A 19,194-nucleotide genomic window follows, 5' to 3' on the forward strand; every position below is an offset into this window, starting at 1 on the left:
GCGTCTTCCGATCCACCGCAGGCGATCACGGCGAGCGGGATGGAGGCCCAAACAGCCCAGCGCGTGCAACGGTACGCCGGTGCAAAAAAAGCTTTCAATGATTTATATGACATATTTTCCCCATGAAATGCGAAATTCAATTCACACGCCATGAAGATGGAGCCGCGCGCACTGCGAACAGGTTGCCGCCGCGCACTCGCGCTATGTCACTGCTTTGTAGCAACGTGACTGGGTGGCAACCCCGCTGTCGTGTCCGCACAATGCGGATGTAGACCGGTGGCTTTGCGACCCCGACTTTCGAACGGGTGTGCCTTTGACGACCAGAATGTAATTCTTTGAAACAAAAAAATCAACATATTTGATAAAAATAAATATTTACCAAATATGTTTTTGCAGGCTTTAAGGGCCCGGCGCCTGGGCGGCGCAGACCCGCAATGCGCCCCTCAACCTACGGCGGAGTCTGGCTGCAAGCCCGTCGGTAGAATCAACCGCTTCAGCCCCATTGACACAGGAAGAACGTCTTGTCCGACCGCTTTGCAGTACTACCCCAATACGTTCTCCCCAAACGCGCACTCACCGCGGCGGCGGGCAAGTTTGCGTCAGCCCAGCTTGGCGGACTGACTACCGCCGTGATCCGCCGGTTTGTAGACCGCTACAACGTCAATATGGCCGAGGCGGCCAACCCCGACATCACCAGCTACGCATCGTTCAACGACTTCTTCACGCGTGCGTTGAAACCCGGAGCCCGCCCGCTGGCGGCGGCAGACCTGATCTGCCCCGTGGATGGTGCGATCAGCCAGTTTGGCCCCATCGCCAAAGACCAAATCTTTCAGGCCAAGGGCCACAGCTACTCGACCACAGCCCTGGTGGGCGGTGATGCAACCGCTGCTGCGCGGTTTGACAACGGCCACTTCGCCACGCTGTACCTGAGCCCGCGCGACTACCACCGCATCCACATGCCCTGCGCAGGCGAGCTGACGCGCATGGTGCATGTGCCAGGCGACCTGTTTTCGGTCAACCCCACCACGGCACGCGGCGTGCCTGGCCTGTTTGCGCGCAATGAGCGCGTGGTGTGCTTTTTTGAGTCGGCCCAGGGGCCTTTTGTACTGGTACTGGTGGGCGCCACCATCGTGGGCAGCATGGCGACGGTGTGGCATGGGCAGGTCAACCCTCCACGAACGGGCACGCTGCGCCAGTGGGACTACACCAAAGGCCAGGTCAACCTGCAGCAGGGCCAGGAGATGGGCCGCTTCTTGCTCGGCTCCACGGTGGTGATGCTGTTTCCTCAAGGGCCTCTGCAGTTCAACCCGCAGTGGGCGCCGATGCGGGCCATTCAGCTGGGCGAGGCTATGGCGCAACGCGCGGCGGTCTGACTGAGTGCCGCAACCTTGCGACGCATAAAGCGAGGATAAGCGCCCTGCTCCTCAACAGCCCATCAGACGCGATCGGGGACGCGCGTTAGCTGGAACGCAGTGGGTGCCAGCTGCAGGGTATCGGGATGCACCGCAGTGTCATTGCCCACTAAGTAGATCATCAGCGCATTGCGGCGGATGACCACGTGGCTGACCGTTTCGCGCTGCTGCTTCCACTGGACGGAAGCGCCAGGCTTGAAATGGGGCATGTAGTAATAAGCGGATGGATCCATGGGGTGCGGCTCCTTCCGCTTGGGTGAGCCTGCAGGGAGCACGCTCAGCGGCCTGGTGCGGACCGCCGGGCCATGGTAGCACCGAAGCTCCGGCAACAGTGAGAGCGATACACCAAAAGGTTGCGCCCGCTCAAGCCTTTGATGACAGCGTGGCGAACGCCAGAGCCGCAGTCAACATGCGTTTCAGATGCGGCTGCACGCGCACCGCAACCTCGGGCAGATAGTCAAACGGCAAGGCCTCCTGCATGTAGCTGCACTGTGTCATTTCGAGCTGAATGGCATGCACGCCCTGCCCCGGCTGGCCATAGTGGCGCGTGATGTGACCACCTTTGAAGCGGCCATTGAGCACGGCCGTGTAGCCGCTGGCTTCCTTGGCAAGGGTCAGCAGTTCCTGTGCCAGCGCAGGGTCGCAACTTTCGCCATTGGCCGTGCCCAGATTCAGGTCAGGCAACTTGCCTTCAAAGAAACGCGGCAGCACCGAACGGATCGAATGCGCATCCCACAACACCGCCACACCATGCTGGGCGCGGATGCGGTCCAGCTCGGCGCGCAGTTGTGCGTGGTAGGGGGCCCATACCGCGTCACGCCGTGCAGCAATTTCGGCGTCATCGGGCACGTCGCCGTTAGCGTAGATGGGCGTGTCGTCAAAGGTATCGACCGGGCACAGGCCGGTGACGCTCTGGCCGGGGTACAGACTGGCGCCGTCTGGCGGGCGGTTCAGATCGACCACGTAACGCGAATGGGTGGCCACCAGCATGGAGGCACCCATGTCTTTGGCAAACGCATACAGCCGGTCCATGTGCCAGTCGGTGTCAGGCACCTGGCGGGCTTCGTCGGTAAAGCGCGCCACCAGCGCCGGGGGCACATAGGTGCCAGCGTGGGGCATGGAGATCAGCAGCGGCTGCGTGCCTTGGTGAAAGACAAACGGGGGTGGTGCGGTATCGGTCATGGCGAGTTCAGAAATAAATCAAAGACAGTCTCAGTTTGGCGCGATGGTGGCAGACCGGGCCGCCACAAAGGCCTGGGCAGCGGATTCGTGCAGCGCGTGCCGGCCGCCCGACACGCGGCGCACACCCGCCACCCACAAGCTGTCGATGGCCGAGGTACGGTGACTGCCGAACACGTGGGACGAGAGCATGCTGTGCGCAGGCAGGTCGCGCAGCGCCACATGCTGCGCGTTCAGGGCCACCATGTCGGCCAGCTGGCCCACTGCAATACCGCCCACGGCGCGCCCTGCGGCCTGCGCCCCGCCTGCGACGGCCTGCAAGGTCATGGCGGTTGCGACGTCAGGCTGCGTTGCAGTGGCCAGCACATTGCGCTGGCGGAGCGACAGTCGCTGGGTGTATTCCAGCATCAGCAACTCTTCGGCGGCATTCACACACGCATGGCTGTCCGAGCCCACACCCCAGCGGCCGCCATGCTGCAACCACAGCGGCATGTCGAAAATGCCGTCGCCCAGATTCGCTTCTGTCGTCGGGCAAATACCCGCAACCGCGCCCGTGCGGGCTCCGGCAGCGTATTCATCCGGCGTCATGTGCGTGGCGTGCACCAGGCACCAGCGTTTGTCCACTGGCGCATGGTCCAGCAACCACTGCACGGGGCGCTGCCCGCTCCAGGCAATGCAGTCGTCCACCTCCTGCGTTTGCTCGGCAATGTGGATGTGGATGGGCGCCTGCGGGTTCAAGGCGGTGAGGCCCTGCACGGCAGCGGTCAGGCTGTCGGGGGGCACGGCACGCAGCGAGTGCGGAGCAAGACCCAAAACAGCCCCTTGCGCTTGTGTGACGGGCGCAAGGCGCTCTAATAATGAGAGCATGTTGTCGGTGCTGCGAATGAACCGCGCCTGGTCGGCACGTGGCGGCCTGGCGCCAAAGCCACTGGTCTGGTACAGCACGGGCAGCAGCGTGATGCCGATACCCGCGCTCTGCGCGGCGCGCAGCAGCGCCTGCGACAGTGTGGCGTCGTCGGCATAGGGTGTGCCGTCCTGGTCGTGGTGCACATAGTGGAACTCGCACACCGACGTGTAGCCCGCCTCCAGCATCTCCACATAGAGCCATGTCGCGATGGCCTCCAGCGATTCGGGTGTGATGCGCGCCGCAAAACGGTACATCAGGTTGCGCCAGCTCCAAAAGCTGTCCTCGCTCTCCGCCCGGTATTCGGTCAAGCCCGCAAACGCGCGCTGGAACGCATGCGAGTGCAGGTTGGGCATGCCAGGCAACAGCGGGCCGGGCGCCACCGGCGTACCTTGCGGCGCGGTGGCGTCCGCAGTCACGGCAAAAATGCGCCCTGCCCCATCCCACTGCACCAACACATTGCGCGCCCAGCCGGTGGGCAGCAGCGCGTCGGCAGCAAACAGACTGCGCTGTACGTTGTGATCAAGCGCCATGGTGGTCTCCTTGTGCCGTGGCTCCAAGGCCATCAGCAGCCACACGGCCCTGGCGCACGATAGTGCAGGCAGGCTTGTGCCCAAACCAGTAGGCCAGCTCAGCCGCTTCGCCTACCGGCCACAGCACAAAATTGGCGGGCCGCCCCGACGCGATGAGCCCCTGCGAGTCCTGCAGCCCCAGCGCGCGCGCTGCATGGGTGGTGATGCCCGCTAGCGCCTCGGGCACCGTCAGGCGGAACAGCGTACAGGCCATGTTGGCCATCAGCAGCAGGCTGAGCGCAGGCGATGTGCCGGGGTTGTGGTCGGTAGACACCGCCATGGGCACGCCCGCCTCACGCAGCGCCTGAATGGGCGGCAGGTGCGTGTCACGCAACGTGTAGTACGCGCCGGGCAGCAGCACAGCCACGGTTCCTGCGGCCTTCATCGCTGCAATGCCTTCGGCTGACAAATGCTCGATGTGGTCGCACGACAGCGCGCCGTAGCGCGCAGCCAGAGCGGCACCACCCATGTCAGATAGCTGCTCTGCATGCAACTTGACGGGGATGCCAAGCCGTTGCGCGGCCTGGAACACTTGGCTTGTCTCGGCCAGCGTGAAGGCGATGCGCTCACAGAACACATCGACCGCATCCACCAGGCCTTCGGCGGCCAGCGCGGGCAGCATCTGGTTGCAGACCAGGTCTGTGTAATCCTGGCTGCGCCCGGTGTACTCGGGTGGCAGCGCGTGTGCGCCGAGGAAAGTGGTGCGGACCGTCACGCCAAAGGCCTCACCCAGGCGGCGGGCCACGCGCAGCTGCTTGCGTTCATGGGCCACTGCAAGGCCATACCCCGATTTGATCTCGATGGCGCACACGCCCTCTGCCAGCAAGGCCTTCAGGCGCGGCGCAGCCAGTGCGAAGAGTTCGTCCTCTGACGCTTCGCGGGTGGCCTTGACCGACGACACAATGCCGCCGCCCGCCTTGGCCACCTCCTCATAGTTGGCGCCCGCCAGCCGCATGGCGAACTCGTTGGCGCGTTGCCCGCCGTAGACCAGGTGGGTGTGGCAATCCACCAGCCCGGGGGTCGCGAGCGCGCCACGCGCATCAAAGCGCGGCAAGGTGTGGAGAGAATCAGGCAGCTGCGCCTGCGGCCCCACCCAGCGGACCAAGCCGCCCTGCACCACCACGCACGCCAGCTCGCCCGCAGGCACGGTCAGATCAGCCAACGTCAATTCGGCCACAGGCCGCAGGCCAGCCCACACGCCGTCTGCGCTGGGTGCCGACAAAAACGGGGGGTGATCGTCACGCATCTGTGTTCCTGTGGCTGCTTGTATGTTCATGGGTTCAATGCTTCGAAATTAATAGCTACTAACGCTTTATAGTAGAGCGCTAGAGGCCAATTTGACTCATATTTTCAGGGGCGCGGCCGTTCAACAGATTCAAAGAGCTGGCTCAATGGCAATCCACGCCAGTGTCGCGGGCTGGTCCTTGCATCCGGCGGAGAACGCGCCATCCACGGGCTCTACCCGTCGGCCCTCGTCATCGTGTTCGTCATTCAGCCACCACAGGCCCTGCCCGGCTGTCAGTGTGCGGGTCGATGCGCCGTCGCTCCAGCGCCAGGTGCCTTGCAACACCATGCACAGTCCCGCAGCAATACCGTTCAGCGACTGCGCATCGCCCACCACCTGCAGCGCACCGCGCCAAGAGCCGCGGCGCACCATCAGGTTGAAATCGGTCGATGCGCCACCGAGCATGCGGCAGTCCACTGGCGCCTCGCCCGCAAAACTAAAAGGCGCGCCAGGTTGGTCGAGCGTGTGCTCCCACCCACCGGCGCCGCTGCTCAGATGCACGCCATCGCCCGACAGCAGCATGATCTGGCGGTCCACGCCCGGGAAGGCCGAGAACGGCCCGGGTGTGGCAATGGTGGCCACACTCACGCGCCATTCAAACCCGTCCATGCCTGCACCGGGGGGCCAGCAGACCAGCTCTTGCGTGCTGCCACCGCCGTTTTTCCAGGGGACGCGCGGGGCCGCAGCCAGATCAAAAAATTCCAGCACACCCAGGCACTCACGCAGCATGGTCACCTGCCATGGGTTCACCGGCCACCAGCATCGGGAACAGCGGGTGGTTCATCTCAGAGCCCGCAGGCAACACATCGGCCAGGCCCGGAAACTCGGGCGAAGTCTTCCACGGCCGGGGCGCATGGCGCGTGTCGTCACCCAAGAACCGCACCGAAAACACGCGGCGACGATCAGGCCCTTCCACCCCGCCCGCCGCATGCAGCGTGAGCATGTGAAAACACACCACGTCGCCGGGCTCGATCTCCCAGCCGACGATGGGGAAGGCATCGCGGTCGGCCTCGACATCCGGCAGGTCCTGCAGGCTGCCTTCAGGGAACCACTTGGCCTCGTTGTCCATGAAGGTGCGCGGCATGAGCCATGGGCCCTTGTGTGAACCCGCCACGAATTCGAGCGTGGCCGCGCGTGACACCGGGTCCACCGGAATCCACATGCTGATGTTCTGCGTGCCCTCGATGTTGTAGTACGGCTGGTCCTGGTGCCACGGCGTGCGCTGGCGCGTGCCGGGCTCCTTGACCAGCACATGGTCGTGGTACAGCCGCACGGTGCGCGACTGCATGAGGCGCTGTGCGGCCAGCGCCAGCGGTGTTTCGTGCACGAACTGGCCGAACTGGGGGATGTCCTGCCAGTTGCAGAAGTCCTCAAAAAAGCGACCCGGGTCATCGGGGCGGCTCGCTACCTTGGCGCGCGGGCTGGGCGCGGCCAGGTTGGCGTCGATGCCGTCCCGCAGCAACGCGACTTCGTCGGGCGTTAGCAGCTGCTTGATGCACAGCGCGCCGTCGCGGTCAAAGCGGGCGATGTCGTCTGCAGTCACGCGCTGTGCAACACGTTGCCGCAGGGCTTCGGTGGTGGTGTTGGTGGTGGTGGGCGTCGTCATGGTTTTCTCCACAGCACGCGCCAGCTCACTTCACCATGGGCAGCTTCAGGCCCTGCTTCTTGGCGGTTTCCACCGCCAATTCGTAGCCCGCATCTGCATGGCGCATCACGCCGGAGCCGCAGTCGTTGACCAGCACACGCGCCAGGCGCTCGGCCGCGTCGTCGGTGCCATCGGCCACGATGACCATGCCCGAGTGTTGCGAGTAGCCCATGCCTACGCCGCCGCCGTGGTGCAGGCTGACCCAGGTGGCGCCGCCTGCGGTGTTGAGCAGCGCGTTCAGCAGCGGCCAGTCGCTCACGGCGTCTGTGCCGTCCTTCATGGCTTCGGTCTCGCGGTTGGGGCTGGCCACGCTGCCGGTGTCCAGGTGGTCACGGCCGATGACGATGGGGGCCTTCAGCTCGCCGCTTTTCACCATCTCGTTGAAGGCCAGGCCGGCGATGTGACGCTCGCCCAGGCCCAGCCAGCAAATGCGCGCGGGCAAGCCCTGGAAGGCGATGCGCTCGCTGGCCATGTCGAGCCAGCGGTGCACATGCTTGTTCTCGGGGAACAGTTCCTTGATCTTGGCGTCGGTCTTGCGGATGTCTTCCGGGTCGCCCGACAGCGCCACCCAGCGGAACGGGCCCTTGCCCTCGCAAAACAGCGGGCGGATGTACGCGGGCACGAAGCCGGGGAAGTCAAACGCGTCCTTCACGCCTTCGTCGAACGCCACCTGACGGATGTTGTTGCCGTAGTCCACCACCGGGCTGCCCATGTGCTGGAAGTCGAGCATGGCCTGCACATGCACTGCGCACGATTGGGCCGCTGCCTTCTTCAAAACCTCGTGCTGCGTCACATCCTGCTGGGCGGCGCGCCACTGCGCGACCGTCCAGCCGGCGGGCAGGTAGCCGTTGACGAGATCGTGGGCGGACGTCTGGTCGGTGACCAGGTCGGGCTTGAGGCCTCCAGCCCGGGCGCGACGCACCAGCTCAGGCAGGACTTCGGCAGCATTACCCAGCAGCGCGATCGACACGGCTTCCTTGGCCGCAGTGTGCTGCTGGATGAGTTCAAACGCGTGGTCGATGTCGCGCGCCTGCTTGTCCACATAGCGCGTGCGCAGTCGGAAGTCGATGCTGCTTTGCTGGCATTCGATGTTGAGCGACACCGCGCCCGCGAATGTGGCGGCCAGCGGCTGCGCGCCGCCCATGCCGCCCAAGCCAGCGGTCAGAATCCAGCGCCCCTCCAGCGAGCCACCAAAGTGCTTGCGACCCGCCTCGGCAAAGGTCTCGTACGTGCCCTGCACGATGCCCTGCGTGCCAATGTAGATCCAGCTGCCGGCCGTCATCTGGCCGTACATGAACAGGCCCTTCTGGTCCAGCTCGCTGAAGTGTTCCCAGTTGGCCCACTTGGGCACCAGGTTGGAGTTGGCCAGCAGCACGCGCGGAGCGTTGGTGTGGGTCTTGAACACGCCCACAGGCTTGCCGGACTGGATGAGCAGGGTTTCGTCGTCGTTCAGGTCCTTGAGCGAGGCCAAAATTTGGTCATAGCACTCCCAGTTGCGCGCGGCGCGGCCGATGCCGCCGTACACCACCAGGTCTTGCGGGCGCTCAGCCACTTCGGTGTCCAGGTTGTTCTGGATCATGCGGTAGGCCGCTTCGGTGAGCCAGCTCTTGCAGGTGAGCTGGTTGCCGCGCGGGGCGCGGATCACGCGGCTGGCGTCGTGGCGGGGGTCGGTCGAGGCGGAAGCTGCGGCAGCAATGATGGCGTCGTTGGCGTTCATGGTGGGCTCCTGTGAATCAATGGGGTTGAATGAGAAAGATCAGGCGTGGCTGGGCAGGCACTGCAGCAGCGGCGCAGGCCACGCCGTCTGCATGGCCCATTCGCGCATGGCTTCGATGTCGGTGGCGAGGAAGCGGTCTTGCTCCAGGTAGGCCACACGCTGGCGGATGGCAGCGAATTGCTCTTCCACCAGAGGCGATGAGTTGAGGGCGCGGTCGAACTCCATGCCCTGCGCTGCGGCCATGGCCTCGATCCCGACCATCACGGCCGCGTTGCGCACCATGTCGCCCAGACGACGAGCGCCGTACGTGGCCATGGAGACATGGTCTTCCTGGTTGGCCGATGTGGGCAGGCTGGTCACGCTGCTGGGGTTGGCAAGGCACTGATTCTCGGCCGCCAGCGCGGCGGCGGTGACCTGGGCGATCATGAAACCGGAGTTCACGCCACTGTCGCGGATCAGGAAGGCGGGCAGGCCCGAGAGGCCCGGGTCCAGCAGCAACGACAGGCGGCGCTCGGAGATGGCGCCGATCTCTGCCACGGCCAGGGCGATGATGTCGGCCACAAATGCCACGGGCTCGGCGTGAAAGTTGCCGCCGGAGATCACGTCGCCGTTGTCAAAGACGAGCGGGTTGTCGGACGCCGCATTCGCCTCGATGGTCAGCACGCGTGCAGCATGGTGCAGGTTATCGAGGCACGCGCCCATCACCTGTGGCACGCAGCGGATGGAGTACGGGTCCTGCACACGGCCGCAGTTGGGGTGCGAGGGGTCGATGGCACTGCCGTCGAGCAGCGCGCGCACGGCGGCCGCCACAGCGATCTGCCCTGCCTGGCCACGCGCCTCGTGGATGCGCGCATCAAACGGCTTGACCGAGCCCTTGATGGCTTCGAGCGACAGGCAGCCTGCCACCAGCGCGGCGGCGAAAACGTTCTCGGCACCAAACAGCCCGGCCAGCGCGAGCGACGTGGACACCTGCGTGCCGTTGAGCAGCGCGAGACCTTCTTTGGGGCACAGTACAAAAGGCGGCAAACCGATGGAGCGCATGGCCTCCGCCCCTGACACCACCGTGCCATTCACTTTGGCCTGCCCTTCGCCGATCAGCACGCAGGCCAAGTGCGCCAGCGGCGCCAGGTCACCCGACGCGCCTACCGAGCCCTTGGCCGGAATGACAGGAAGCACGTTGGCATTGGCCATGGCCAGCAGCGCATCCACGATCTCTGGGCGGATGCCCGAGTGCCCGCGCGCCAGACTGATGGCTTTGGTTGCGAGGATGAGGCGCACCACATCGTCCGCCAGTGCATCGCCCGTGCCCACGCTGTGCGACAGCACCAGGTTGCGCTGCAGCTCGGCCAGGCGCTCGTGGGCGATCTTGGTGCTGGCCAGCTTGCCAAAGCCGGTGTTGATGCCGTAAACCACCTGGTCTTCATCGACGATGCGCTGCACCGTGGCCAGGGACGCCAACATGAGCGCGCGGGCTGATGGGTCGAGCGACAACTGCGCGGGTGCCGCGTAGATGCTACGCAGCTGTGCGAGCGTGACGCGACCGGGGTGCAGGGTGATCGGGGATGCGAAGGTAGAGGTCATGGTGTCTATCCTGTATATACAAGTAGGTACAAGCGAACGAAAAAGCGTTTCTGACAAAAAAATCAACCGGCGACGGGATTGCCGTCTGCTCGGAAGCGGCTGCCCAAACGGTAGCGGGTGGCGGGGTGAAGACAACGCACCACAGTGATCGGCACGCCGCGCGACCAAGTGCGGCGGGTCAGCAGCAGACACGGCTCCAGCGGAGACATCTCCAGCAACGCGGCCTGCTCGGCGGTAGGCATGACGGCATCGACCACATGTTCGATCTGGTCGAAGGGCACGTTGCGCACCAGATACTCCGAGGGTTGCAGTTGCGTGAAGTCCTGCGCTGCAAACTGCGGCACCTGACGTGGGTTCACGTGGCGGTCTTCCAGCTGCACCGGCAGGCCGTCCTCTCGGTGGATGCACAACGAGTGGAACACCGACTCGCCCGTGCGCAGGTCCAGCGCCGCTGCGATATCCAGCGTGGCCGAAATACGTTCTACCGCCAACACGTCGCAGCGATAGTCATGGCCGCGTTGGCGGATCTCGCTAGCCAGGTTGGCGATCTGCAGCAGCGTAGATTGCGGCTTGTCTTCGGCCACAAAGCTGCCCACACCAGCCACGCGCACGATGCGGCCCTGCTCCACCAGCTCGCGCAGTGCGCGATTTACTGTCATGCGCGAGATGCCGAACTGGGTGACCAGCTCGTTCTCCGACGGCAGGCGGTCTCCGGCGCGCCAGATGCCTTCCTGGATCTTGCGCGAGATGTGGTCCTTGACCTGCTCGTAGAGCGCCATGGCCTGCGCAGGCGCCGCCGTGCCTGCAACTGCATTGGACGCGGCGGCGGGGCGGACGCTGCGCGGCGCAGCGGCGGGGCGGCGGGAAGGACGGGCGCTCATGGTTTTTTTGCAGTCAGATCAGTGCAGATCGGCCGCCATGGACTCGGCACGGATCTCTTCCGTCAAGCGCGCCTTCAGATCCATGAACTCGGGGCTGGTCTTGATCGTGTAATGGCGTGGGTGCGGCAGGTCAACCGCCAGCTCGGTCTTGATCCGGCCGGGCCGGGCGCTGAACACGGCCACACGGTTGGCCATGAAGATGGCTTCGTCGATGTCGTGGGTGACAAAGAGCACGGTCTTGCGCTCTGCCTCCCAGATGCCGAGCAGCAGCTCTTGCATGAGCACACGGGTCTGGTTGTCGAGCGCTCCAAAGGGCTCGTCCATCAGCAAAATCTTGGGGTCGTTGGCCAGCGCGCGCGCAATGGCGGTGCGCTGCTGCATGCCGCCCGACAGCTGCTTGGGAAAGTGCTGCTCGAAGCCGCGCAAACCCACCTTGGCGATGAAGTAGTCGGCACGCTCTTTCTGCTGCGCCTCGGGCATACCGCGCTCGCGCAGGCCAAAGCGGATGTTCTGCTCGATGGTGAGCCAGGGGAACAGCGTGTAGCTCTGGAACACCATGCCACGCTCGGCGCCGGGGCCTTCGACCGGTGCGCCGTCCAGCAGCACGCGGCCGCTGGTGGCATGGTCCAGCCCCGCCACGATGCGCAGCAGCGTGGACTTGCCACAGCCCGAGGGGCCTAGGATGGTGACGAAATCGTTGTCTTGCACTTCAAAGTCGACCGGCAGCAGCGCCTGTGTGCGCTGGCCCTTGGCGGTCTCGAAGACACGCGAAACGGCTTGTATGGAAACGCGGCTCATCGCACAAAACTCCAGGCAAACAGACGGTGGTTGAGCGCCTTGAAGGCGAAGTCGGACACCAGCCCGATGAGGCCGATGATGATGATGCCGAAGATGATCTGGCCGGTGTTGAGCAACGACTGGCTGTCGGTGATCATGTGGCCGATGCCCGATGACGAACCGATCAGCTCAGCCACGATCACATACGTCCAGGCCCAGCCCAGCACCAGACGCAGGGTCTCGGCAATGTCGGGCGCAGCACCGGGGATCAGCACCCGCGTGACGATGCCCTTGTGGCCTGCGCCCAGCGTGTAGGCAGCCTCCACCAGGTCGCGCCGCGCGCTGCCCACCGTGACTGCCACCATCAGCGTGATCTGAAAGACCGAGCCGATGAAGATGACCAGGATCTTCTGCGCCTCGCCGATACCGGCCCACAGGATCAAGAGCGGGATAAAGGCCGAGGCTGGCAGATACCGGCAGAATGAAATGAAGGGCTCAAAAAATGCCTCGATGCCTTTGTAGGCACCCATGGCAATACCCAGCGGCACGGCCACCACGGCGGCCAGGATGAAGCCGCCAAACACGCGCCACACCGTCATGCCGATGTCCTTGTGAAAGCCGTACTCTGCAAACAGCAGCCAGCCCTCCTTGGCCATGGTGACGGGGCTGGCCAAAAACGTGGGTGACACGTAGCCACCCAGCGTGAAAAACGCCCACACCAGCACAAACAACACAAAAAAACCAAAGCCCAGCATCCATCTGGCACGGGCGCTCACGGGCTCCAGTGGAGCAAGTGAACGGTGGCGCACGGTGGCTTTTGGAACGGTAGCGGACAAGGGTTGCACGGCAGACATGGCGCGTTCTTCTTCCGGTTTTTACTTGATGAAGCTCGCGTCAAACGTCACGGCCAAGTCTGCATTCGCCTTGCGAATGATGCCGGCCTCCAGCAGGATGGCCGTGGCGTCTTTCATGAATGCCTGCAGCTCGCCTGCAAAGAACTTCTGGTTGGCGGCCTTGTCTTGCCAGCGCAAAAAGGACGACGACTTTGCAAACTGCTCGCCCGTCTGTTTGACGGCGGCGCCCATGATTTCGTTGGACTTGGTGGGGTCGGCCTTGATCATGTCCAGCGCCTGGAAGTACGAATTGGTCAGCGCCTGTGCGGCCTTGGCATTGGCCTTGAGCCAGGTGGGGTCGCAGCCTACGGTGTCCATCACCATCGGGTAGTCGAGCGTGGTGGCCAAAATTTTGCCAGCGGCGGGGTTGTCGCGCACGGTGGAAAGATACGGCTCGTACGTCATGGCAGCGTCGTTCTGGCCCGCCACAAAGGCCTGCGCAGACGCCTGCGGCGACAGCGTGGTGGTCTTCACATCCTTGAGGCTCATGCCGTTCTTGCTCAGCATCCAGGCCAGACCGAAGTACGGCGCCGTGCCGGGGGCGTCCACACCAATCGTCTTGCCCTTCAAGTCCGCAAAGCTATTGATGTTGCCGCGCACCGCGATGCCGTCGGCACCGTAGGACTTGTCCATCTGAAAGATCTGCACGATGGGAACGCCGTTGGCGTTCCAGGCGACGTGCGTCTCGACCGTGGTGGCTGCGCACTGGATGGACTTGGAGGCCAGGGCCAGGTGGCGGTCCTTCTGCGGGATCATCTTGATCTCCACATCCAGGCCGTTCTTCTTGAAGATGCCCGCCTTGTCGGCCAGCGTGAGCGGCGCAAAGCCCGTCCAGCCGGACATGCCCAGCACGATTTTGGTGTCTTGCGCCTGGGCCGGTGCGGCCATACCCAATACGCATGCCATTGCCGCTGCCATCGACGTCCATTTCACAACCGATCGAGTCATCATCTGCTCCTGTTTGAAGAAAGTACCTGGTTCCCACACCCGGTCCGCACCCGCGGCCCGGTCGCCATGATGACAGTTCAAGCATACCTGTATATACAGGGTAAACGCTAGAAAGTTCTGTTCATGCGGCGAGGTGCTCTGATTGAGCAAGAACGAGGCCAGCTGATCTTCGCCCGGTGCGCGGCAGGTGCAAACCGAGATTGCTATTATTTTTATAGCTTTCAGCGCTTTATAGATAAGCGGTAGAGGCCAATTTGACTCATATTTTTTCTGAAAACGCCCATGCGCCACTGCGCAAAGACTGTGCTAACCGGCAGGATCACAGTGCACCATTGCGGGGCGCCAGACATCCCCTGACAGGAGGCATGAAGCGTCCATCGGCAGATGGTGCAACAGCGCTTGGTGTTGGCGCCTTTGCTATTCCACGACTGGAAGCCGCACCGTGACCGATAAGCCAGGCTCTGCATTGCGCATCAGCAACTGGCCGTCGTGCGCCTGCGCGACCAAGCGGCAAAGATACAGGCCCAGTCCCACGCCCCCGGTGGCGCGCTGGCGGGCGGTGTCGGGCCGATAGAACGCTTGGGCCAGATGCGGCAGGTGCTCGGGCGGAACACCCGGGCCGTGGTCGCGCACTTCGATCTCGACCACGCCATCCACCAATCGCAAATGCAGTTCAGGCGGCGGTGCGTTGGCGTCGCTGTGGCGCAGGCTGTTGTCCAGCAGGTTGCGCAACAGCAGGCGCAGGCGCGACCGGTCAAGCCGGACCTCCGGCAGCGCCTGCGCCGCATGCACGGCAATCAGGGCAGCGCCTGCGTGGCGCGCCTGCAGATCAGCTATCACCTCACGGGCCAGGTCTTCGATGTCGGTCGGCTCACGGTGCAGCGCCGCGTGCCGACCGGCCAGGCGTTCGCTTTCCAGCAGGTCGGTGATGAGCCCTGCCATCTCACCCAGGTCCCGAAGCAAGGCCAGTCGCTGGGCCTGTACGTCGGCGGTTTCGGGCAGCAGCTCGGTGTTCAGGCGTGCACGGGTCAGCGGGCTGCGCAGCTCATGGCTCATGGCCAGCAGCAAGGCACGCTTGGCTTCCAGCATCTGATGGATGTCATCACCCATGGTGTTGATGGTGGCGGCCAGGTGCCCCAGTTCGTCGGGCCGGTGCGCATTCCGCACCGGAATGGGCTGGGCAAAATTGCCGTCGCCAAAACGTTGCGCGCCGCTGCGAATGTCGTCCAGCGGGCGCAGCAGGTGGCGCACGTACACGAACGCCAGGGCAGTTAGCAGCAGCAAAACGGTGAGCATGCCCCACGCTATGCGGGGGCGCTTGTCCCAGGACAGTGCGTTCAACCTGAACTCAATAGCGTGGCCGTCCGCAGTGGTGCGCTGCAAAAGCCGGGGGCCGTTGTCGTCGCCACCCCAATGGGTGTCTTTGTGGATCTTGTCGCTCATCCAGTCCGGGTGAGGATGGTCAGGGTGCGACGCCCAGTTAACCTGCGGGCCTTCTATGCGCAGCGTCAGCGGCAGGCGGTTGGCAACGGCCTGCGCGCGCTCGACACTGGGAGGGTTGCCGATCTCGGCGGTCAGGCGATCTACATAGTCCATCAGCAGCGGCCGCGCGGCCTCGCGCCAGCCCACCGACACCGCCTTCTGCACACCGCCCATGAAAGTTACCGCCACCGTCACGGCCAGCGCCATGAACACCAGCACCAGCCGGATGCGCAGCGAATACCCCACCGCATTGCGCGCGCGGCGGTGCCATGGGCAGTCGTGTTCGTCGGCTCCGTGCGCAACGCGCGACAATTTCATGGCGCCGCCTTGCGCAAAGCCAGCGAATAGCCCGCGTTGCGCAGTGTCTTGATGCAGTCCAGCGGCTCCAGCTTCTTGCGCAGGCGGCTCACCACAATATCCACCGCACGGGTGTACAACTCGGCCTCATGGCCGCGCAGCTGGTTCAGGATGTCGTCGCGGCTGAACACCTTGCCCGGCTCGCGCGCCAGCAAATGCAGCAGGTCAAACTCGGTGCCCGTCAGCTCCACCGCCACGCCATGGCGCTGCACACTGCGGCGCGCGGCGTCGATGACGAGGCCCTCAAACTGCAATGACACCGCAGCATCGCCAGGCCCCGGCGCACGGCGTCGGCGCAACACCGTCTGCAGCCGGGCCACCAGTTCACGGGGCTCAAAGGGCTTGGGCAGGTAGTCGTCCGCGCCCAGCTCCAGCCCTACCACGCGGTCCATCACCTCGCCGCGGGCGGTGAGCATCACGATGGGCAGATCACCTTGCTTGCGAATGGTGCGGCACAGCTCAAAACCATCCATCTCTGGGAGCATGACATCCAGAATGGCGGCATCAAAACCACCCGCCCCCAGCCGGGCCAGCCCGTCACTGGGTTTCAGGGCGTGAACCAGTTCCAGCTCGAAGCGCTTGAAATAAGTGGCCAGTGGCGGCCCCAGCTGGTCGTCGTCGTCGATGAGCAAAATGCGGTGCATGAGCAATTCTTACACCGTCAGGCGTTGACCCCGTTCGCCAGGCATTGCGCCCTGCCCGCTGCGCCAGCCGCACGCAATGCACGGTGACGCACGATCAGCTTGCGCAAGCGGCCCTGGGCGGGAGGGTGAAGCGCATCAAAGTGGTCGGCTGCCGCCAGCAGGGCGGGCAAGGTATGCCCTGCAGCCGCAGGCTGGCGGGCCAACAGCCCCAGCGCATGCTCGCGGTCAAAGCGCGGCCCCCAGACCAGCGACATGAGCTCGTCATGGGGGTCGTCCATGCCAGACAGCAGCGCGGGGCCGTGTTGGCGCACGCCCTGGGCGAGGCGATGAATGGGTTCGAGCGTAGGAGACATGGAAGGGCCCACCCGGACTAAACGCGGCCCGTCCAGCCCTTGCGTCGCTGCATCAGATCGCGCACCTTCTGCTGCTGCTCGGAGTTCAGGCTGTCATAAAAGTCGGCCAGCGCGTTGATGACCTCTGGGCTGTTGGTTCGCACGGCCCGGGTCTTCTCTTCAAGCAGCGTTTGCGCGCGCGCGCGGTCAAATTTGTCGCCCGACACAATAGCCTGCATCTCGGCCCGTGGATCGGTCGCCTTGCCCATGAAAGCCGTACGCTGGGCTTCCATCTTGTCTGCGAGCGCGTTGAGCTTTTGCTTTTGCGCATCATTGAGGTTCAGCTTGCTGCTGACCCGCTCCACCACCTTGCCGCGCACCTCCGACATTTTTTCGGCGCTCATGGGGCCGCGATGGTGGTGGCTGCTGGAACATGCCGTTAAGCCGCCCACTGCGATGGAGGCGCCAAACAAGCCCATGAGGGTTTTCTTGATCCAGGGTTTCATGATGCAGTCCTTTCGAGGACGGTGTTGAACATGACCCTGATGGTGCCCGGCAGGGGGCGGCGCGTCGTCTCGACGTAGTTTCGGTTTATTTCACTTTGTATCCAGGCAGCAGATAGTAAGGCATGCTGGTTTGAGACTCACCCCAGCGCATCAGACAGCACCAACAGCCGGTTTGCTAGTGTGGTGTTGCATGCTTGACGACACATTTAAAACTGATGGATTTTTGGTTAAGGCAAGGCGCAAACCACAGCGATACCCGCAGGTATCGCGAGGATTTGCAACGCCGCCCTGGCCGAAAAAACGCAGTCTTAAGTGCCGGATGGCGTGCAACACCACGCTGGGTGCGGGGCGCACACACGCATCGGGTCCTCCGACACGTCGTCGATGCACCAAAAGCCATGCAAGCGCGAAAACGCAGTCATGCCAAGAGACTTGTTTACAGCTCGGCCCCATGAATGTTGTTGGCGTCGTCAATCCACTCACGGATGGCGGCGGCGCTCTCCATCTCGTTTCTATCAAGCGCAGAGGCCGGACCGTAGCGGATGCGCTCATGTGCGATGCGGGGTGACATACCGTCGCGGGTATCCCAGCAAGGGACGAACTCTGTCTTACCCCAGTGCCTGGACCTCCGGAGGAGAGTCATCCGCAAATTGCGTCTCTCGGTCGATGCCATGCCGGTCGCCCGGATAAGCCTCTGACCGATCAAAACTGTCCGCGTGCTGCCGTTGTGGGCCCATACCGACCAATTGACCCATTTGTAACGAAGGGGGATCTGGCCAGTCAGTCAGTAAATGCTTTGATTGGTCAAGGTAGTACATGGTCACGCCTCCCGCGGCTGTTCACTCATTCGACTCGGGACATCAAGTAGCTTTTGCCAACTCTTTCGGCTCGATGCCCAGTGCATCACCCTCGCCCGCCAGAAGGCCAATGCAGTCCAAAGCTTTCGGCGGATCGCAAGGCTCTGCGCAAACGCGCTGCGCGGTGTCTGCGGCTGCAGGGGAGAAATACAGGCAAAGGCTGTCGTTTTCCTTGTCGTAACACGAGAACAGCGCACGTCCAGAGCCTGGCGGGCACATCAAAAATTTGGACATGAACATCTGCTGGATGCGCAGAGTAGGCACAAACGCCTGTTCGTCGTTGCCAAGAGCCAATTTGTACCAAGTACTCATTTTTGCCTTTCGACTGGCATGGCCAGTATTACGGATGGCTCATGGTATTTTCGAGACTCGGCAAATAGGGTTCAGGCGCAGCGCATCAATTTGTAGGACTGAATCGCGGTGCCACGTTGCTCACTTAGGCTCAGCGAACAGATGATTCGATCTGCCAACGCCACAGTGAATATTGCGCAATACGGCGGAGTGCGCCCCGGGCACGCAATGTGGTGAATCCCAAGCCAGTGACCTAGCACAAGGCTTTTTGAGGTGGCGCACCCAAGGCGGGAGCCGAAATACTCGATGGGCATGGCCGAGCCCGACTTTGAAGGTAATTTGCAAGCAAATGTCATTGCGAAATGGACATTTGGAGCCACGCAGGCGGGGCAATCCACCTTGCCCAAGCCATTGCCGCGGAGGGCGCGCAATCCCGGGGCTGGAGCAACGGGACGAAATCGGGAGCCTATAGGTTGATCCGCCGATTTGCCAGAGACGTACCGTAGCGACTGCCATATTCATTCGCTGCAGTCACTTATTCCCCAAAGAAAAAGGGCGTTCACCGGATGTTGGTGAACGCCCTTGGACGTTATGGTGGTGGAGCTGGCGGGAATTGAACCCGCGTCCGCAAGCCTTTACCGGGCAGATCTACATGTTTAGCGGTCTGATTTAAGTCTCGCCACCGTTGCCGCGCAGTCGCACGCTACACCGGCCGCCAGTACCCTATTTTCTTGCCCCAATCCAAGGTACCCGGATCAGGACCAGCCCATGTAATTATCCTTGCAGCCGGGAGGCACTGATTACTCAGAGCCCCCTTGCCCAGCCCATCGGCCAACTGTTGCAAGGCTCACTGGCAATTAAGCAGCGAGTGCGAAACGTTCGTCGTTTGCAGTTAGTTTTTTAAATCGAGATTTACGAGCGTGACTCAAGC

19 protein-coding genes, 1 other RNA gene and 1 riboswitch are annotated in these 19,194 nt (G+C 63.3%); of the genes, 1 reads left to right on the top strand and 19 read right to left on the bottom strand.

The window, feature by feature from the left end; genetic code table 11:
• Window positions 1–231: 231 nt before the first annotated feature.
• Window positions 232–322, bottom strand: a riboswitch (cyclic di-GMP riboswitch).
• Between the two features lie 199 nt (window positions 323–521).
• On the top strand, window positions 522–1,373 hold the full coding sequence (asd, locus tag ACK4OE_RS17210) for an archaetidylserine decarboxylase (RefSeq protein WP_409886392.1): 852 nt from the start codon (window positions 522–524) through the stop codon (window positions 1,371–1,373).
• Window positions 1,374–1,435: 62 nt separating this feature from the next.
• Here the strand turns inward: asd and ACK4OE_RS17215 are convergent, their stop codons facing one another.
• The 19 genes from ACK4OE_RS17215 to ssrA all read right to left on the bottom strand — a co-directional run.
• On the bottom strand, window positions 1,436–1,645 hold the full coding sequence (locus tag ACK4OE_RS17215) for a hypothetical protein (protein ID WP_409886394.1): 210 nt from the start codon (window positions 1,643–1,645) through the stop codon (window positions 1,436–1,438).
• A 130-nt stretch (window positions 1,646–1,775) separates the two neighbouring features.
• Window positions 1,776–2,594 carry an N-formylglutamate deformylase gene (hutG, locus tag ACK4OE_RS17220; protein WP_409886396.1) on the bottom strand — a complete coding sequence of 273 codons (819 nt, stop codon included), beginning with the start codon at window positions 2,592–2,594 and terminating at the stop codon, window positions 1,776–1,778.
• A gap of 30 nt (window positions 2,595–2,624) precedes the next feature.
• Window positions 2,625–4,028, bottom strand: coding sequence for a formimidoylglutamate deiminase (locus ACK4OE_RS17225; protein ID WP_409886398.1), 1,404 nt, complete (start codon window positions 4,026–4,028; stop codon window positions 2,625–2,627).
• Window positions 4,018–5,313 carry an imidazolonepropionase gene (gene hutI, locus ACK4OE_RS17230; RefSeq protein WP_409886425.1) on the bottom strand — a complete coding sequence of 432 codons (1,296 nt, stop codon included), beginning with the start codon at window positions 5,311–5,313 and terminating at the stop codon, window positions 4,018–4,020. The genes ACK4OE_RS17225 and hutI overlap by 11 nt, the downstream gene beginning before the upstream one ends.
• 129 nt (window positions 5,314–5,442) lie before the next feature.
• Window positions 5,443–6,081: a HutD family protein gene (locus ACK4OE_RS17235; RefSeq protein ID WP_409886427.1), complete on the bottom strand. Its 639-nt coding sequence runs from the start codon at window positions 6,079–6,081 to the stop codon at window positions 5,443–5,445.
• Window positions 6,071–6,958: a phytanoyl-CoA dioxygenase family protein gene (locus ACK4OE_RS17240; protein WP_409886400.1), complete on the bottom strand. Its 888-nt coding sequence runs from the start codon at window positions 6,956–6,958 to the stop codon at window positions 6,071–6,073. The genes ACK4OE_RS17235 and ACK4OE_RS17240 overlap by 11 nt, the downstream gene beginning before the upstream one ends.
• Before the next feature lie 25 nt (window positions 6,959–6,983).
• Complete coding sequence (hutU, locus tag ACK4OE_RS17245; RefSeq protein WP_409886402.1) at window positions 6,984–8,714, bottom strand: urocanate hydratase; 1,731 nt, start codon at window positions 8,712–8,714, stop codon at window positions 6,984–6,986.
• Between the two features lie 39 nt (window positions 8,715–8,753).
• Complete coding sequence (gene hutH / locus ACK4OE_RS17250) at window positions 8,754–10,295, bottom strand: histidine ammonia-lyase (RefSeq protein WP_409886404.1); 1,542 nt, start codon at window positions 10,293–10,295, stop codon at window positions 8,754–8,756.
• A gap of 62 nt (window positions 10,296–10,357) precedes the next feature.
• Window positions 10,358–11,176 carry a histidine utilization repressor gene (gene hutC, locus ACK4OE_RS17255; RefSeq protein WP_409886406.1) on the bottom strand — a complete coding sequence of 273 codons (819 nt, stop codon included), beginning with the start codon at window positions 11,174–11,176 and terminating at the stop codon, window positions 10,358–10,360.
• A gap of 18 nt (window positions 11,177–11,194) precedes the next feature.
• Window positions 11,195–11,974, bottom strand: coding sequence for an ABC transporter ATP-binding protein (locus tag ACK4OE_RS17260; RefSeq protein WP_409886408.1), 780 nt, complete (start codon window positions 11,972–11,974; stop codon window positions 11,195–11,197).
• A complete protein-coding gene (locus ACK4OE_RS17265) occupies window positions 11,971–12,807 on the bottom strand; it encodes an ABC transporter permease (RefSeq protein ID WP_409886410.1) in 837 nt (278 codons plus the stop codon). Before ACK4OE_RS17265 ends, ACK4OE_RS17260 begins: the two co-directional genes overlap by 4 nt.
• Before the next feature lie 21 nt (window positions 12,808–12,828).
• On the bottom strand, window positions 12,829–13,794 hold the full coding sequence (locus ACK4OE_RS17270; protein WP_409886412.1) for an ABC transporter substrate-binding protein: 966 nt from the start codon (window positions 13,792–13,794) through the stop codon (window positions 12,829–12,831).
• A gap of 417 nt (window positions 13,795–14,211) precedes the next feature.
• Entirely contained in the window at window positions 14,212–15,594 is a 1,383-nt protein-coding gene (locus tag ACK4OE_RS17275; protein ID WP_409886414.1) for an ATP-binding protein, read from the bottom strand.
• Complete coding sequence (locus ACK4OE_RS17280) at window positions 15,591–16,277, bottom strand: response regulator transcription factor (protein ID WP_409886415.1); 687 nt, start codon at window positions 16,275–16,277, stop codon at window positions 15,591–15,593. Before ACK4OE_RS17280 ends, ACK4OE_RS17275 begins: the two co-directional genes overlap by 4 nt.
• A 17-nt stretch (window positions 16,278–16,294) precedes the next feature.
• Complete coding sequence (locus ACK4OE_RS17285) at window positions 16,295–16,630, bottom strand: hypothetical protein (RefSeq protein ID WP_409886417.1); 336 nt, start codon at window positions 16,628–16,630, stop codon at window positions 16,295–16,297.
• 17 nt (window positions 16,631–16,647) lie between these two features.
• A complete protein-coding gene (locus ACK4OE_RS17290; protein WP_409886419.1) occupies window positions 16,648–17,115 on the bottom strand; it encodes a Spy/CpxP family protein refolding chaperone in 468 nt (155 codons plus the stop codon).
• Window positions 17,116–17,551: 436 nt separating this feature from the next.
• Entirely contained in the window at window positions 17,552–17,686 is a 135-nt protein-coding gene (locus tag ACK4OE_RS17295; protein WP_409886421.1) for a hypothetical protein, read from the bottom strand.
• Window positions 17,687–17,975: 289 nt separating this feature from the next.
• Entirely contained in the window at window positions 17,976–18,284 is a 309-nt protein-coding gene (locus ACK4OE_RS17300; protein WP_409886423.1) for a hypothetical protein, read from the bottom strand.
• 574 nt (window positions 18,285–18,858) lie between these two features.
• Window positions 18,859–19,194: a transfer-messenger RNA gene (gene ssrA, locus ACK4OE_RS17305) on the bottom strand; the annotation flags it as partial.

The organism is Acidovorax sp. (genome assembly GCF_046314175.1).
In the GTDB taxonomy this organism is placed as follows: Bacteria; Pseudomonadota; Gammaproteobacteria; order Burkholderiales; family Burkholderiaceae_C; genus Acidovorax.